Annotated in this window: 14 protein-coding genes and 2 tRNA genes; 2 read left to right on the forward strand and 14 right to left on the reverse strand. The window is 48.0% G+C overall.

Annotated features, from left to right (window positions below):
* The first annotated feature begins 171 nt into the window (after positions 1-171).
* Entirely contained in the window at positions 172-2,226 is a 2,055-nt protein-coding gene (locus ACUZ8J_RS15840) for a putative bifunctional diguanylate cyclase/phosphodiesterase (protein WP_446694329.1), read from the forward strand.
* A gap of 86 nt (positions 2,227-2,312) precedes the next feature.
* Here the strand turns inward: ACUZ8J_RS15840 and rpsO are convergent, their stop codons facing one another.
* The 14 genes from rpsO to rlmE all read right to left on the reverse strand — a co-directional run bounded on the left by rpsO (position 2,313) and on the right by rlmE (position 15,608).
* On the reverse strand, positions 2,313-2,582 hold the full coding sequence (rpsO, locus tag ACUZ8J_RS15845; protein WP_011621820.1) for a 30S ribosomal protein S15: 270 nt from the start codon (positions 2,580-2,582) through the stop codon (positions 2,313-2,315).
* 122 nt (positions 2,583-2,704) lie between these two features.
* Positions 2,705-3,664, reverse strand: a complete 960-nt coding sequence (gene truB / locus ACUZ8J_RS15850; RefSeq protein ID WP_446694330.1) for a tRNA pseudouridine(55) synthase TruB — start codon at positions 3,662-3,664, stop codon at positions 2,705-2,707.
* On the reverse strand, positions 3,664-4,104 hold the full coding sequence (gene rbfA / locus ACUZ8J_RS15855; RefSeq protein WP_446694331.1) for a 30S ribosome-binding factor RbfA: 441 nt from the start codon (positions 4,102-4,104) through the stop codon (positions 3,664-3,666). Before rbfA ends, truB begins: the two co-directional genes overlap by 1 nt.
* A gap of 62 nt (positions 4,105-4,166) precedes the next feature.
* Positions 4,167-6,824 carry a translation initiation factor IF-2 gene (gene infB / locus ACUZ8J_RS15860; RefSeq protein WP_133178636.1) on the reverse strand — a complete coding sequence of 886 codons (2,658 nt, stop codon included), beginning with the start codon at positions 6,822-6,824 and terminating at the stop codon, positions 4,167-4,169.
* A gap of 25 nt (positions 6,825-6,849) precedes the next feature.
* Positions 6,850-8,349, reverse strand: coding sequence for a transcription termination factor NusA (gene nusA / locus ACUZ8J_RS15865; RefSeq protein WP_023268275.1), 1,500 nt, complete (start codon positions 8,347-8,349; stop codon positions 6,850-6,852).
* A gap of 29 nt (positions 8,350-8,378) precedes the next feature.
* Positions 8,379-8,834 carry a ribosome maturation factor RimP gene (rimP, locus tag ACUZ8J_RS15870; protein ID WP_039978622.1) on the reverse strand — a complete coding sequence of 152 codons (456 nt, stop codon included), beginning with the start codon at positions 8,832-8,834 and terminating at the stop codon, positions 8,379-8,381.
* A 169-nt stretch (positions 8,835-9,003) separates the two neighbouring features.
* A tRNA-Met gene (locus ACUZ8J_RS15875) sits at positions 9,004-9,080 on the reverse strand.
* Positions 9,081-9,163: 83 nt separating this feature from the next.
* Positions 9,164-9,250: transfer RNA gene (locus ACUZ8J_RS15880), tRNA-Leu, on the reverse strand.
* A gap of 11 nt (positions 9,251-9,261) precedes the next feature.
* Positions 9,262-9,594 carry a preprotein translocase subunit SecG gene (gene secG, locus ACUZ8J_RS15885; RefSeq protein ID WP_011716140.1) on the reverse strand — a complete coding sequence of 111 codons (333 nt, stop codon included), beginning with the start codon at positions 9,592-9,594 and terminating at the stop codon, positions 9,262-9,264.
* Position 9,595: 1 nt separating this feature from the next.
* Positions 9,596-10,378: a triose-phosphate isomerase gene (gene tpiA, locus ACUZ8J_RS15890; RefSeq protein WP_011071430.1), complete on the reverse strand. Its 783-nt coding sequence runs from the start codon at positions 10,376-10,378 to the stop codon at positions 9,596-9,598.
* A gap of 193 nt (positions 10,379-10,571) precedes the next feature.
* The gene (gene glmM, locus ACUZ8J_RS15895; protein WP_086903707.1) at positions 10,572-11,909 is read right to left on the reverse strand and encodes a phosphoglucosamine mutase; all 1,338 of its coding nucleotides are present in this window, start codon (positions 11,907-11,909) and stop codon (positions 10,572-10,574) included.
* Between the two features lie 73 nt (positions 11,910-11,982).
* A complete protein-coding gene (gene folP, locus ACUZ8J_RS15900; protein WP_446694332.1) occupies positions 11,983-12,816 on the reverse strand; it encodes a dihydropteroate synthase in 834 nt (277 codons plus the stop codon).
* A gap of 159 nt (positions 12,817-12,975) precedes the next feature.
* Positions 12,976-14,949, reverse strand: coding sequence for an ATP-dependent zinc metalloprotease FtsH (ftsH, locus tag ACUZ8J_RS15905; protein WP_167373646.1), 1,974 nt, complete (start codon positions 14,947-14,949; stop codon positions 12,976-12,978).
* A 29-nt stretch (positions 14,950-14,978) separates the two neighbouring features.
* The gene (gene rlmE / locus ACUZ8J_RS15910; RefSeq protein WP_011621809.1) at positions 14,979-15,608 is read right to left on the reverse strand and encodes a 23S rRNA (uridine(2552)-2'-O)-methyltransferase RlmE; all 630 of its coding nucleotides are present in this window, start codon (positions 15,606-15,608) and stop codon (positions 14,979-14,981) included.
* A gap of 90 nt (positions 15,609-15,698) precedes the next feature.
* Between rlmE and yhbY the strand changes: the two genes are divergently transcribed.
* Positions 15,699-15,998, forward strand: coding sequence for a ribosome assembly RNA-binding protein YhbY (gene yhbY, locus ACUZ8J_RS15915; protein ID WP_011716136.1), 300 nt, complete (start codon positions 15,699-15,701; stop codon positions 15,996-15,998).
* Positions 15,999-16,023 lie beyond the last annotated feature (25 nt).

The following is a 16,023-nucleotide window of genomic DNA, read 5'->3' on the forward strand; positions in this document are numbered from 1 at the left end:
GACCTTGAATTACGCGCGTAAGTATACTGCAATTATCCACAATAGATAAAGAGCAGATAATGATGACAAAGGTCTATCTTTTCACTAAAGTGGGTAAACGAACAAAGAGTTATGCTGTAACTTAATGTCGCAAGATCCCCATAGCGAAAACAATAATAAAGGATGTGTTGAATGACGGGTCGCTTTAAATCCCTAACTTGGAAACAAACAAATCTCGTCGTTTTTACAGCGCTTTTTTTCGCTATCGCCATCTTCATTGTTGAAATCGCCCTCGTCGTCGTCTCCACCAAGCAGCAACTCACTACCACTCAACAGGAATTACTCGATTCTGTAGAACAACCCGCCGCCAACGCCGTTTGGGCTTTAGATGATAATTTGGCAAGGCAAACCTTGGAGGGGGCGATTAAAGTAGAGCATGTGGGCTCTGCGGTGATTGAACTCGATGACGGCTCGATGTTTGTTTCCGTGAGCAATAATAAAAAAAACAACTCACAAACCTTTATCAGCCTTAGCAATAAACTCTTTGATGACTTAAAAGAAATTTCACGGCCCTTGTATCGGCCCTTTTACTTTGAAGGCACTCAAAAACAGCAACTTATCGGCACACTAACCATTTTTTACGATACGCAGGAACTGACCAACACCCTCTTTAGCCAGTTACGCTTCAGCTTTTTTGCCACCTTAGCCCGCGCGCTGTTACTCACCTTAGTGTTATCTGTTGTATTCCATCGTTTTTTAACCCAACCGATAGCTCGAATAAGTGAAGCGATCGATAAAATTTCCCCCGATTCACCCGATGAAAACCTGCTGCCGATGTCAAATGCCCATAAGGATGACGAGCTTGGCTTGGTGACATCGAAGTTTAATCAAATTCTTATTCAATTCAGCCAGACACAATCCAAATTACGTAAGATGGCAACTCGCGACCCTCTCACTGGCTTGCCAAATAGAACTCTGTTACTTGAAACGATCGCAGTGACAATCCAGCGCTCGCAAGTACATAAACGTAATTTTGCATTAATGTTTATCGACCTAGATCGCTTTAAAAATATCAATGACTCCCTTGGCCACGCGTTGGGCGATCAATTTTTGGCACGCATCGCTCGCATCCTCGAGCGCGTCGTCGGTGATAAAGGCACTGTATCGCGCCTAGGCGGCGATGAATTCGTGATTCTTGCCGACTCAGTTCACTCCCCCGACCAAGCGGCGGACTTTGTCGATAAACTATTAGTACAACTCAATGTGCCTATTCAGTTAAACGAACATGCCATTCACCCTGCGGCATCGATTGGGATTTCTATTTATCCAGAAGATGGCAATAGTGCCGAAGATCTTATCCGCCATGCCGACATCGCAATGTACAGCGCAAAGGCTGCGGGGTCGAATCAATGGGCTTTCTTCAAGCAACAAATGACCGAGCGTGCGGCCGTACGACTGCGTACCGAAGCATCATTGCATGATGCGTTAAAAAATAATGAATTCTTGCTCTACTTTCAGCCAAAGCTGGATTTACAGACTGGTAAAATTACAGCCTGTGAGGCTTTGATCCGTTGGCAAAAAGAGGGTCGCTTAATTAGCCCTATGTCCTTTATCCCTGTGGCGGAAGAAACGGGTATTATTATTCCTATTGGCCGCTGGGTAATCGAGCAGAGCTGCCGCGTATTACGTGAATGGCAGAAAAAATATAACTATGCCATCCCTATTGCCATTAACGTTGCTTCGCAACAATTTGCTGATGCTAGCCTAGTGTCAGATATCAAACAAATGGCGCTGCGCTACCAAATCCAGCCAGAATTGCTCGAAATTGAAATCACCGAAACATCGTTAATGAATGACATTGAGCTTGCGATCAACAAGTTAGAGCAGCTTAAGTCGGCTGGGTTTGGTATTGCCGTCGATGACTTTGGTACCGGCTACTCTTCCCTGTCTTACCTGCGCCATCTGCCAATAACCACGATGAAAATCGACCGCTGCTTCGTGTCGGACTTACCGGGAGACAGCGCGATTGCCTCGACCATTTTGATGTTAGGTAAACAATTGAATCTGACGATTGTGGCCGAAGGGATTGAAAACGAGATGCAACTCGATTGGCTCAAGCGTAACCAATGTCAAATCGGTCAAGGCTTCTACTTTAGTCAGCCGTTGCCACAGGCGGAATTTGAGGCGCTGTATATTGCCAATCAAACCGCAACCATTAGCAATATTGATGGATTACGTGGCGCTTAATACGTCGAAGAAGATAGTGTAAACACTGAATTTGAGGCAATAAAAAAGGAGGCTTAGCCTCCTTTTTTACGTCAGTAAACGCGTGATTAACGACGTAAACCTAACTTTTGGATCAGCTCATTGTAACGCGCTGCTTCAGTACGCTTCAGGTAAGCTAATAACTTACGACGAGCGCTAACCATGCGTAACAGACCACGACGTGAGTGGTGATCGTGGATGTGCTCTTTGAAGTGATCTTGCAAATGGTTGATTTGAGCAGTTAACAGCGCAACTTGAACTTCAGTTGAACCAGTGTCGTTTGCGCCACGGCCAAATTCAGCCAGGATCTTTGCTTTCGCTTCAGTACTTAGTGACATGTGTCTCTCCAAATATAAAATGTGAATCTCTAGCCGATCACTAACTCAGCCAGAGGGCGCGCTATTCTACCCATAAACCTTGGCGCGCGCAATAAAAGCGATGGATTAATAACCCAAGATAATCAATTAAGAGGCTTTTTCGCTTGATCGTGGATCACGACTAAGCGCTTAGGCGCCAGTAAACCATCTTCATTCATCTCGCCGATACCGACAAAACGACGCTCACTTCCTAAGGTAATGCGCACTAGTGTATCTGCAACGAGTCCAGAGACTCGTACTGCCTGACCTTGCATTAAATAAGCTGCGCTAGCATCAGGCACATTGACCTCGGGAAAGTCGGCAACCGCCGTATCCATAGGCAGCAACAGCGAGTCCAGCAAGCTACTTGGGTCAAGCTGCTCCTCCTGCGCCTTAGCGACTAAGGCTTCTAGTTGCTCAAGAGTGACCATTTTGTCGTAGGGATAATGGGCAACTTGAGTACGGCGCAGCATAATCACATGGGCACCACAACCGAGCATCTCACCTAAATCATCGATAATAGTGCGAATATACGTGCCCTTAGAGCAATGAATGTCTAAGGTCAGCTCATCGCCTTCAAGACCAATGAAATTCAGCTCAAAGACTGTGATTGGACGCGCCTCGCGCGGCACTTCAATCCCCTCGCGGGCATACTTATACAAAGGCTGGCCTTGGTATTTCAGCGCCGAATACATTGAGGGCACTTGCAGGGTATCACCACGGAAATGCTCTAAGGCGGACATTAACTGCGCCTCAGTGAACTCAAGCGGGCGAGTCTGCACCACTTCGCCGTCAGAGTCGCTGGTATCAGTGCGCTGTCCTAGTTTTGCAGTGACCAGATAACGTTTATCCGAATCCAGCAAATGCTGCGAAAACTTTGTCGCTTCGCCTAAACACACTGGTAGCATACCCGTTGCCAAGGGATCGAGTGCACCCGTGTGCCCCGCTTTGTTGGCATTAAAAAAGCGCTTTACCCGCTGTAATGCAAAGTTGGAGCTCATGCCAGTGGCCTTATCCAACAACACAATACCGTCGATAAAGCGGCCCTTCGAACGTCTCGCCATTACGCTTTACCTTCGGTGTCATCGGCTTCGTCGATGTCACTGTCTGTTACATCGTCGGCGCTACCAAACTGTTGCTGCTTGGCTTTATCGCTGTTGATGACTTGGCTGACGAGGTTAGACATACGCATACCTTCAACCAATGAGCTGTCATACACAAAACGGATTTCAGGCATGACTCTCAGCTTCATACGACCCGCCACTAAAGTACGGATATAAGGAGCGGCAGCAATCAGCGCGTTAAGCTTTTCTTGCACCAGCTCTTTGTCTTCTTCGAAGAAGGTGACAAAAACTTTGGCGTAGCTTAAATCGCGGGACACATCGACATCATTAACGGTTACAAAGCCAATACGGGGATCTTTCATGTCGCGTTGTAACACAACAGCCAGCTCTTGCTGCAACTGCTGGGCTATGCGACGTGTACGACTGAATTCTTTTGCCATAATAGAGTTACCATAGCTAATGTATAAAATTGAAAGGGCGGCTAATGCCGCCCTCTTTATCGTTACAGTGTACGTGCCACTTCGACGGTTTCGAATACTTCGATTTGGTCACCCACGCGGACATCGTTGTAGTTCTTAACACCGATACCACATTCCATGCCGTTGCGAACTTCGTTAACGTCGTCTTTAAAGCGACGTAGCGATTCGAGTTCACCTTCGAAGATCACCACGTTATCACGCAGTACGCGGATTGGTGCGCTGCGCTTGATGGTACCTTCAGTCACCATACAACCGGCAATTGCGCCCAGTTTTGGTGACTTGAACACGTCACGAACTTCAGCCAGACCGATAATCTGTTGCTTGAATTCTGGTGACAACATACCCGTCATCGCCGCTTTCACTTCATCAATCAGATTATAGATAACGCTGTAGTAACGCAGGTCAACACTTTCGCTTTCGATAGTCTTACGCGCCTGTGCATCGGCACGGACGTTAAAACCAACCATGATCGCGTTAGAAGCTGCTGCTAAGGTCGCGTCGGTTTCGGTCAGAGCACCCACACCGCGAGCGATGATGTTCACTTTCACTTCGTCGGTAGACAGACCCATTAAGGAGTCGGTAATCGCTTCGAGTGAACCTTGAACGTCTGCCTTCAGAACGATGTTCAGTTCCTTCACTTCGCCTTCGGTCATGTTTGCGAACATGTTTTCCAGCTTAGACTTCTGCTGACGTGCTAATTTCACGTCACGGAACTTACCTTGACGGTACAGTGCTACTTCACGGGCTTTACGCTCGTCGCGAACCACTGTTGCTTCATCACCGGCTGATGGCACACCTGACAGACCTAAGATCTCAACAGGGATTGATGGGCCCGCTTCAGTGATTGAACGGCCATTCTCGTCTTTCATCGCACGGATTTTACCGTACTCTAAACCACACAGAACGATGTCGCCTTGGCGCAGTGTACCTTCTTGAACCAGAATCGTTGCCACAGGGCCGCGACCTTTGTCCAGTTGTGATTCGATAACCACACCTGCCGCCATACCGTCACGTACCGCTTTAAGCTCTAATACTTCAGCTTGCAGCAGAATGCCTTCGAGTAGGTCGTCAACGCCAGCACCTGTCTTCGCAGATACGAAGGCGAACATGTTGTCTCCGCCCCACTCTTCAGACATAACGCCGTGTTGCGCTAATTCGCTCTTCACACGGTCGATATCGGCTTCTGGTTTGTCCATCTTGTTGACGGCAACAATCAATGGCACGTTACCCGCTTTAGCGTGTTGAATCGCTTCGATGGTTTGTGGCATTACGCCGTCATCGGCAGCAACAACCAGTACAACGATGTCCGTCGCTTTAGCACCACGGGCACGCATTGCGGTAAACGCGGCGTGACCTGGGGTGTCTAAGAAGGTGATCATGCCGTTTTCGGTCTCAACATGGTATGCACCGATATGTTGAGTAATACCACCTGCCTCACCCGCAGCGACTTTCGCGCGGCGGATATAGTCGAGCAGAGACGTTTTACCGTGGTCAACGTGACCCATAATGGTCACAACTGGCGCACGAGGCTCAAGTTTAACGCCACCGTCTTCATCACGCTCAGACAGCACTTGTTGCTCTAATTCGTTTTCACGGATCAGTACCACTTTGTGGCCCATTTCTTCAGCTACTAACTGGGCGGTTTCTTGATCTAACACTTGGTTGATCGTCACCATTGAACCCATCTTCATCATTTGTTTGATGATTTCAGTCGCTTTAACCGCCATTAAGTGGGCAAGTTCTGCCACAGTAACGGTTTCGCCGATACGCACATCACGGGTCACGGCAGCAACAGGCTTGTTAAAGCCGTGCGCCATTGATTCTGGCGCAGTGCTGCGGTTACGCATGTGTTTTTCGCGACCGTCACGGGCATCTTTACCACCACGTTTAGTCTTGGCGGTATTTTTGTTACGGGCACGACGACCACGTTTTTCTTCATCCATATCCGATGAATCTTCAGCAGCACGGGCTACTTTAGAGGTAGTGATATGGTGATCGCTGTAACGTTCAGCCTCTTTACGTTGACGCTCTTCTTCGTCCCAACGCTTAGAGTTTTCTTCCGCTAACAGACGCGCTTTTTCAGCCGCTTTAGCCGCTTCTTCATCTTGCTTACGCTTGGCAGCCTCGGCTTGTGCGGCTTTTAAACGCTCAGCTTCTAAACGAGCTGCTTCAACTTCTGGTGAAGCGTCTTTAGTCACTTTAGCATCAGCTGCAGCTTTCGCTTTTGCCTTAGCTTCTGCTTCGGCTTTTGCCTTGGCTTCGGCTTCAGCTTTCGCCTTAGCTTCGGCTTCCGCTTTTGCCTTGGCTTCCGCTTCGGCTTTCGCCTTAGCTTCTGCTTCCGCTTTTGCCTTCGCTTCTTCTTCAGCTTTTAGAACCGCTTCGCTCACGTCACGTTTTACGAAAGTACGGGTTTTACGCACTTCCACTTTGACGTCTTTAGATTGACCACCATTACCGGCCACACTCAGGGTCGATACGGTTTTACGTTGCAGTGTCATTTTGGTCGGTGCGCTTTCGCCGCCATGCTGCTTCTTCAGATAATCCAGTAACTGTTGCTTCTCAGCTTCAGACACGTTATCAGTTTGGCCTTTCTTAATTCCGGCCTGAGAGAATTGCTCAATCAGACGTTCAACACTTTTACCCACTTCCGTGGCCAATTTCTCTACGGTAGTATCTGCCATCAGTTAAATCCCCCTGTTGATCGACTTATGCTTCTTCGCCAAACCAACAGATGTTGCGGGCAGCCATGATCAGCGCACCTGCTTTTTCTTCTGTCAATTCTTCAATTTCGATCAAATCATCAATGCCTTGTTCAGCCAAGTCTTCTAGAGTCACGATACCTTTGCTTGCTAAAACATAGGCTAAGTGTCTTTCAACACCTTCAAGTGCTAATAACTCTTCACTTGGCTCCACACCATCTAGTGCTTCTTCAGAGGCGAGAGCTCGAGTTGAGATCGCCGCTTTTGCACGCTCACGTAATGCTTCAACAATATCTTCATCGAAGCCATCAATTGCTAATAATTCAGATACAGGTACGTAAGCTACTTCTTCGAGAGAAGTAAAGCCTTCGTCAGCCAGTACTTGAGCAAAATCTTCATCTACATCCAGTGCGTTCATGAATAAGCTCTTCACCTTAGCGCTCTCGGCTTGGTGCTTCTTGTTCATGTCTTCCACTGTCATCACGTTCAGTTCCCAACCAGTCAGTTGAGTCGCTAAACGGACGTTTTGACCGTTACGGCCAATGGCTTGCGCCAGACTTTCCGCTTCAACGGCGATATCCATTGAGTGGTTGTCTTCATCAACGATGATAGAAGCCACATCGGCAGGCGCCATTGCGTTGATCACATATTGTGCTGGATTATCATCCCACAACACGATATCGACACGCTCGCCACCAAGTTCATTCGATACCGCTTGGACGCGTGCGCCACGCATACCCACGCAAGCACCGATTGGGTCGATACGACGGTCGTTTGATTTCACGGCGATCTTAGCGCGTGCACCTGGGTCACGGGCGGCGCCCATGACTTCAATAAGCTCATCGGCAATTTCCGGTACTTCAACACGGAACAGCTCAATCAGCATGTCTGGCTTAGTGCGAGTTAAGAATAACTGCGCGCCGCGTGCCTCAGGACGTACTGAATACAGCAGAGCACGTACGCGGTCACCAGGACGGAAAGATTCGCGTGAAATTAAATCTTCACGGAACAATACGCCATCAGCGTTGTTACCTAAGTCAACTACCACGCTTTCACGGGTCGCTTTTTTCACCACACCAGTGATAAGCTCGCCTTCTTTATCTTGGAACTGTTCAACCACTTGTGCACGCTCGGCTTCACGCACTTTTTGTACGATCACTTGCTTAGCGGTTTGAGTAGTAATACGGTCGAAGGCAACAGATTCTATCTGATCTTCAATGTAATCCCCTGGTTGGATTTCTGGGTTTTCAAAACGCGCAGCTTCCAAGGTGATTTCGCGATATGGGTTTTCTAACGCAACACCGTTATCGTCGATAACCATCCAGCGGCGGAAAGTTTCATAGGCGCCGGTTTTACGGTCGATAGAAACACGAACGTCGATATCGCCTTCGTATTTTTTCTTGGTCGCAGTTGCCAGCGCAGTTTCTAGCGCTTCAAAAATTTTCTCGCGTGGAACGGCCTTTTCATTTGAAACCGCCTCAGCGACTAGCAGAATCTCTTTATTCATTTCGTCTTGCCTCGTTCACCTTGAAACCATCAAAACTTAGCGATGATGTTGCCTTTACGGATATTATCCAAGGCGACAACCAGCTCTTTACCATTCACATTAAGTGACAGCATTTGGCCGTCAACCTGTGTAATGGCGCCTTTTAAATTACGACTGCCCGCAACGGGCATAGTCAATTGAAGCTTGACATCCTCACCGACGTAGGCCGCATATTGTTCAGCATTAAACAGCGGTCTATCTACTCCAGGTGAAGAAACCTCTAAGGTATATTCGGTCGAAATAGGGTCTTCAACATCGAGTACAGCGCTGACTTGGCGACTTACGTTGGCACAATCTTCGATATTGATACCATTCTCACCATCAATGAACACGCGCAGGATTGAATGTTTACCCGCTTGTACATATTCAATGCCCCAAAGTTGGAAGCCTAATGCCTCCACAGGCACTTTGAGCATGTCTGCCAGTCTGGATTCTAATGTTGCCAAAATTGACCCCCGGAAAAAACAAAAAAGGGCTTAATAGCCCTAGTAAAGCGTCGTATTGGATACGACAAATTTAAAAGTCCAGATAACAAAAAACCCCGTAATAACGAGGTTTTTAGCTTTAAGAACCTGTAAACCATAACGAATTTAAATCTTATTCGTTACTAGGAGCTGGTTGCGGGGGCCGGATTTGAACCGACGACCTTCGGGTTATGAGCCCGACGAGCTACCAAGCTGCTCCACCCCGCGTCAACTGTGTGCAAGTATATTGACTATCGTCTTTGCTTGCAATAACTAAGTCAGCGCTTACTTCGTCTCACTTAGCTATATTATGGTGCCGAGAGCGGGACTTGAACCCGCACGTCCGTTAGGACACAGCCACCTCAAGGCTGCGCGTCTACCAATTTCACCACCTCGGCGACACCTTTTACTAGTCAGGAATTTTGGTTTCTGACTTTTCGGTTGCTTGATCAACTGGTTGAGTTACCTGTTCATCAGCACCTAAATTTTTCCATGCATCTTCATTTTTTGCGTGGTTTGCACTTAAGTTGCCAATCAGCAGACTTAACGTGAAAAACGCAATGGCCAGAATCGCCGTCGTACGTGTCAGGAAGTTACCTGAACCGCTTGAACCGAATAAGGTACCTGATGCACCGGCGCCAAACGAGGCCCCCATGTCAGCTCCTTTGCCTTGCTGGATTAAGATCAGGCCAATTAAGCCTAATGCAACCAACAAGTAAACAACCACTAAAACTTCATACATATTATGCGCTCATCGCTATGGTACACAGACTTAAAAACTCGGTAGAGTTTAAACTGGCACCGCCAATCAGTCCACCATCAACATCAGGTTGGGCAAATAAATCTGCCGCATTACTCGGTGTCACACTACCACCGTACAAAATCCTGATATTTTCTCCGATAAACGGAGACACTTCAGAGAGACGTTTGCGTATAAACGCATGTACTTCTTGTGCCTGCTCTGGTGTCGCGCTCTTACCAGTCCCTACAGCCCATAACGGCTCGTAAGCGATAATGGCGTTATCAAAAGCCATAGTGCCATTTTTCTGTATCACTATATCCAACTCTTCCGCAATCACCTCGAAGGTACGTCTTGCTTCACGTGCTGGACCCGACTCACCCACGCATAAAATGGGGGTTAAACCGTGCTTTTGTGCTGCAGCGAATTTCTCCGCTACGATATTACTCGTCTCTCCGTACATACGGCGACGTTCTGAATGTCCGATAATGACATATCGACATCCGCAATCTTTAAGCATCTGGCCCGAAACTTCTCCGGTATAAGCGCCAAAGTCATGTTGACTTAAATTCTGAGCGCCCATCCTAACAAGTGAACCGTCTAACGCTTCCTTGTTTGCTTCTAGCAGTTGCCTTACGCTTTCTAGATAGATAGAAGGCGGGCATAAAACCACTTCAGCTGAATCATTTTGGAGCTTTGAGGCAAATTTCTTGAACAACTCTTGGGCTAATGCCGCGCTGCCGTTCATCTTCCAATTGCCAGCGACCATAGGACGTCTGAGTGCCATCACTGTCTCCTCTGAAAGCGGCGTGAATAATAGCGAACCACTTATTAAGTTACAATAGCTAAATTCGAAATTTTTCAGATATTAGGTTGGAATGCTTACTTTTTACACGCCAAACCCTATTCTTGCTCATTAATGCAGCTAACACCTTCATTTTTAATCGGTATCAGCTGCACTCGACTAAAGATTGGTGTGATTAGCTCGCCGATTTTACCGCATCTGCAATCAAATTGGCGTGCGCTAACACAGTATTGTGATCATCACCTTCAACCATCACGCGAATTAACGGTTCAGTACCTGATTTACGTAGTAATACGCGACCTCGGGCACCCAGTTGTGATTCAACCTGAGCTTGAGCAGCTTTGACTTTATCTGAGCTTAATGGATCGTGTTCACCCTCAAAACGCACATTCACTAACACCTGTGGCAGCATCTCCATCGGGGCTGTGAGTTGCTCTAATGTGGCATTTTGTCGACGCATTGCCGCCAATACCAAGATACCTGCCACGATACCATCTCCCGTCGTGCCATGGTCAAGGTTAAGGATGTGGCCCGAGTTTTCACCACCGATACGCCAATCGAGTTCTTTCAATAACTCCATCACATAACGGTCACCCACTTTAGAGCGGGCAAAGGGAATATCTAAGGCTTGTAAGGCTAAATCGAGGCCTAGGTTAGACATTAGCGTGCCGACAACGCCACCACGCAGCACGCCACGGGCTTTAGCATCGCAGGCCAGAATATAGAGAATTTGGTCACCATCGATAACTTCACCACGGCTGTTGACCATCATAATTCGGTCACCGTCACCATCGAGTGCAATCCCTAAATCGGCGCCTTCAGTCAATACGGTTTCGCAAATTTTCGCCATGGACGTGGCGCCCACTTTGTCATTGATGTTGACGCCATTGGGCTTATCACCAATCGCAATAACCTCTGCGCCTAACTCACGGAATACCGCAGGTGCAATGTGATAGGTCGCTCCGTGAGCACAGTCCACCACAATTTTTAACCCTGTTAGGGTTTGATCCGCAGGGAAGTTACCCTTGCAATACTCGATATAACGACCACGCGCATCTTCAATACGTGACACTTTGCCCAATAAATGCGACTCGACACACTCTAAGGGCTTTTCTAATTCGGCTTCAATTTCAAGCTCTAAGTTATCGTCGAGCTTGCTGCCATCGTTGGAGAAAAATTTAATGCCGTTATCGTAGTATGGATTGTGGGATGCACTAATCACCACACCCGCTTCTGCGCGGAAAGTGCGAGTAAGATATGCCACAGCGGGTGTTGGCATTGGCCCCATTAACATCACATTGAGGCCCGCTGCCGAAAGCCCCGCCTCTAAGGCAGACTCAAACATATAACCCGAAATACGAGTATCTTTACCAATAATCACTTTTTTCGTGCCGCTGCGGGATAACACACGTCCAGCCGCCCAACCCAACTTTAATGCCAGCTCGGGAGTCATCTGGCCTGAACCTACCTTGCCACGAATACCATCGGTTCCAAAAAATTTACGTTCGCTCATAACGCCCCACAAACTTCAATGTGTCCCTCGGTTGGGATCATAATATTAATGAGATACTTAACAAAAATAGCCTTTATAGATATGCCTGTGTCGCTTGTAACACTTTCAGCATATCAACAGTTTCAGGGACATCATGGACACGAATGATATGTGCCCCTTTCTGGGCCGCTATCATGGCACCAGCAAGGCTCCCCGCTAGACGCTCGGAGGTCGGTCTAGCGAGAAGGTTTCCTATCATGCTCTTACGGGATAAACCTATCAATATCGGCAACTCAAACTGCTCAAAACGCTCTAACTTCGCGAGCAGTTCATAGTTATGCTCTAAGGTTTTGCCAAAACCAAAGCCCGGGTCGATTAACAATCGCTCCCGCGGGATCCCCGCATCGATGCAGGCTTGAATACGCTCGCACAAAAACTCAGTAACATCGGCAACCACGTCCTGGTATTCGGGTGCAGTTTGCATACTGCGCGGCGCGCCCTGCATGTGCATTAAACAGATGGGCACATTTAGCTGAGCCGCGGTCTCTAATGCCCCAGGCTCTAACAAGGCTCGCACATCGTTGATTAAATGCGCACCAGCATTCACCGCTTGGCGCATCACTTCCGGTTTACTGGTATCGACAGAAATCCACACATCATGATGTTTAGCGACATATTCCACCAGAGGGATCACACGGGCGAGCTCATCCTCAACCGTCACATCGGCCGCACCCGGCCTTGTCGACTCGCCACCGATATCGATGATAAGCGCACCTTGGGCTACCATGTCATCAGCATGTTGGCAAGCTAATTCAAAGGAAGAGAACTTTCCACCGTCGGAAAAAGAATCGGGAGTAACATTCAGAATGCCCATCACGACGGGCGAAGCTAAGGATAAGCGTTTGGTTCCAGCAATTAATTCAAACACGCATTGACTCCATATGGGACAGCTTGCTAGCGCGTTTCATCCGTTTACTGCGCAGGTTCATTCATGTGACTGATTTATATTGAATGACAGCGCAGTCAATTTTCTAGCAAGATAAAACAAGAAAACCCCTTAACGGGGTTCTCTTTCAATTAACAACCGCTACTTAACGGGTGACTCATCGGCATCTTTCAGCTCTGCCTCAACGGGAGCGGCCTTTACCACTTCGTCGACTTTAACGGCAGGCTCACCTTTGCCATTGCCTTTGTCGTTTGAACCATTGTCATCCGCTTGCCAATCGGCAGGCTGACGCACTTCACGACGGTTCATCAAATCGTCAATTTGTAGTGAGTCAATGGTTTCATACTTCATCAGCGCGTCTTTCATCGAATGCAGAATATCGATGTTATCCAGCAGGATTTGCTTAGCACGGCCATAGTTCTTATCGATAAAGGCTTTCACCTCGGCATCGATAACTGTCGCGGTTTCATCGGACATCGCCTTGGCTTTACCCATGCTACGACCTAAGAACACTTCACCTTCTTCCTCGGCATAGAGTAATGGACCGAGTTTGTCGGAGAAGCCCCATTGGGTCACCATGTTACGGGCAATCGACGTCGCATATTTAATGTCTTGCGAAGCGCCTGTAGACACTTTTTCGCTGCCGTAGATCAGCTCTTCTGCTAAACGACCACCGTAGGCAACCGAAATCTGGCTTTCTAACTTACGACGGCTTTGGCTAATCGCATCGGCCTCAGGTAAGAAGAAGGTCACACCCAACGCACGACCACGTGGGATAATGGTTACCTTGTGCACAGGGTCATGCTCTGGCACTAAACAGCCCACAATCGCGTGGCCCGCTTCGTGGTATGCCGTCATTTCTTTCTCGGCTTCTGACATCACCATAGAGCGGCGCTCAGCACCCATCATGATCTTGTCTTTTGCACGCTCGAATTCTTCCATACCGACAACACGGCGGTTACCGCGCGCCGCAAACAGTGCAGCTTCGTTGACTAAGTTGGCTAAATCGGCACCAGAGAAACCAGGGGTACCGCGCGCAATCACGCTTGCTTTAACATCTTCAGAAAGTGGCACTTTACGCATATGCACTTTAAGGATTTGCTCACGACCACGAACGTCCGGTAGACCCACAACCACTTGACGGTCGAAACGCCCTGGACGCAGCAGCGCAGAGTCCAATACGTCAGGGCGGTTGGTCGCCGCAATCACGATAATCCCTTCGTTACCTTCGAAGCCGTCCATCTCAACCAGCATTTGGTTAAGGGTTTGCTCACGCTCATCGTGACCGCCGCCTAAACCCGCGCCACGTTGGCGACCTACGGCATCGATTTCGTCGATGAAGATAATACAAGGGGCTGATTTCTTCGCTTGTTCGAACATGTCACGCACACGAGATGCACCAACACCGACGAACATTTCCACGAAGTCAGAACCCGAAATGGTAAAGAAAGGTACCTTTGACTCGCCCGCAATCGCTTTAGCGAGTAAGGTTTTGCCTGTACCTGGTGGACCCACCATGAGCACGCCCGTTGGAATACGGCCACCCAGTTTTTGGAATTTGGTTGGATCACGCAGATAATCGACCAGCTCTTTCACTTCTTCTTTGGCTTCATCACAGCCAGCAACGTCAGCAAAAGTGGTCTTGATTTGATCTTCGCTCATCAGCTTGGCTTTGCTCTTGCCAAAGGACATAGCGCCTTTGCCACCGCCGCCCTGCATCTGGCGCATAAAGAAAATCCATACCCCAATCAGCAGCAACATCGGGAACCAAGAAATAAAGATCTGGGTTAAGAAACCCGATTCTTCGGCTTCTTGGCCTTTCATGGTGATGCCTTTACGGTCAAGATCATTAATTAAATCTTGGTCATACAGTGGCATGATGGTCGTGAATTTTTCGCCCGTGCGCTTAGAACCTTCGATAGTACGTTGGTCACTTTTCACTTCAACACTGGCGACTTGTCCATCACGAACATTGTCTAAGAACGTAGAATAATCCATCTTCTGCGATGACGAAGAAGAGGGGGAGTAACCCTGAAACACTGACATCAGCACGACGGCGATGACAACCCAGAGTATTAGATTTTTTGCCATGTCACTCAAATTACTAGACCTCATAAAGTCTTGCGATGATTAACGCTAGGGTACTACAACTTGTACCCTGTCGCCACAAGATAGACTTCACGGGAGCGTGCCCGCGACGAGTCCGGTTTACGTGTTTTTACTACTTTGAATGCGTCTTTTACCGCCTTCATATATTCGTCAAACCCCTCCCCCTGAAAGACTTTGACCGCAAAACTGCCGTTAGGTGCCAATACTTGATGGCACATATCTAACGCCAGTTCGACTAAATACATGGCGCGCGGCTGATCGACACCATCGGAACCACTCATGTTGGGCGCCATATCAGACAATACAACGTCAACCTTATCCGCACCGACGCGAGTTAGCAATGCTTCGAGCACTTTCTCTTCACGAAAGTCCCCTTGCAAGAAATCCACGCCGACGATGGGATCCATTGGCAAAATATCGCAGGCGATCACTTTACCTTTATCTCCGGTCAGCTTAACGGCTATTTGAGACCAACCACCTGGAGCCGCACCTAAGTCCACCACAGTCATACCTGGGCGGATCAATTGGTCCTTCTCCTGGAGCTCCTCAAGCTTGAACGCAGCGCGAGAACGCAATCCCCGTTTCTGTGCTAGTTTGACATAATGATCATCAAAGTGTTCCTGCATCCAACGGGTGGAACTGGCCGTACGTTTTTTACCTGACATTTAAAATCCGCAACAATTGAGAGTTACACAAGGGCTATATAAGGGTAGAATAGCGGTTTTTCAACAGTAACTCAGCAAAAGTTGGTAGAAATGAACTTAACAACCAAACAAAAACAGCATTTAAAAGGTCTGGCGCACAATTTAAAGCCAGTGGTGCTGCTTGGTGCCAATGGATTGACTGAAGGTGTACTCGCTGAAATTGAAAGCGCACTCGCTTATCATGAACTGATTAAAGTGAAAGTAGCCTCTACCGATAGAGAGCTAAAAAATGCCATCGTTGATGCCATAGTACGTGAAACTCAATCTGCAAAAGTGCAACTTATTGGTCATATTCTGGTGATCTATCGTCAATCGCCTGAAATGAAAATTGCCCTGCCAAGAGCTAAGTAATTTTCCAGCCTTAAACAAAACGGCC

The sequence above is a fragment of the Shewanella sp. Koi 1 genome (genome assembly GCF_052907445.1).

What these genes read in the sequence shown, in the direction of transcription:
- tpiA (WP_011071430.1), bottom strand. Translation starts at nt 10,378, where the DNA reads ATGGCACTCAGACGTCCTATGGTCGCTGGCAATTGGAAGATGAACGGC.
- glmM (WP_086903707.1), bottom strand. Translation starts at nt 11,909, where the DNA reads ATGAGCGAACGTAAATTTTTTGGAACCGATGGTATTCGTGGCAAGGTA.
- ftsH (WP_167373646.1), bottom strand. Translation starts at nt 14,949, where the DNA reads ATGAGGTCTAGTAATTTGAGTGACATGGCAAAAAATCTAATACTCTGG.
- yhbY (WP_011716136.1), top strand. Translation starts at nt 15,699, where the DNA reads ATGAACTTAACAACCAAACAAAAACAGCATTTAAAAGGTCTGGCGCAC.
- ACUZ8J_RS15840 (WP_446694329.1), top strand. Translation starts at nt 172, where the DNA reads ATGACGGGTCGCTTTAAATCCCTAACTTGGAAACAAACAAATCTCGTC.
- infB (WP_133178636.1), bottom strand. Translation starts at nt 6,824, where the DNA reads ATGGCAGATACTACCGTAGAGAAATTGGCCACGGAAGTGGGTAAAAGT.
- truB (WP_446694330.1), bottom strand. Translation starts at nt 3,664, where the DNA reads ATGGCGAGACGTTCGAAGGGCCGCTTTATCGACGGTATTGTGTTGTTG.
- rlmE (WP_011621809.1), bottom strand. Translation starts at nt 15,608, where the DNA reads ATGTCAGGTAAAAAACGTACGGCCAGTTCCACCCGTTGGATGCAGGAA.
- nusA (WP_023268275.1), bottom strand. Translation starts at nt 8,349, where the DNA reads ATGAATAAAGAGATTCTGCTAGTCGCTGAGGCGGTTTCAAATGAAAAG.
- rbfA (WP_446694331.1), bottom strand. Translation starts at nt 4,104, where the DNA reads ATGGCAAAAGAATTCAGTCGTACACGTCGCATAGCCCAGCAGTTGCAG.
- rpsO (WP_011621820.1), bottom strand. Translation starts at nt 2,582, where the DNA reads ATGTCACTAAGTACTGAAGCGAAAGCAAAGATCCTGGCTGAATTTGGC.
- secG (WP_011716140.1), bottom strand. Translation starts at nt 9,594, where the DNA reads ATGTATGAAGTTTTAGTGGTTGTTTACTTGTTGGTTGCATTAGGCTTA.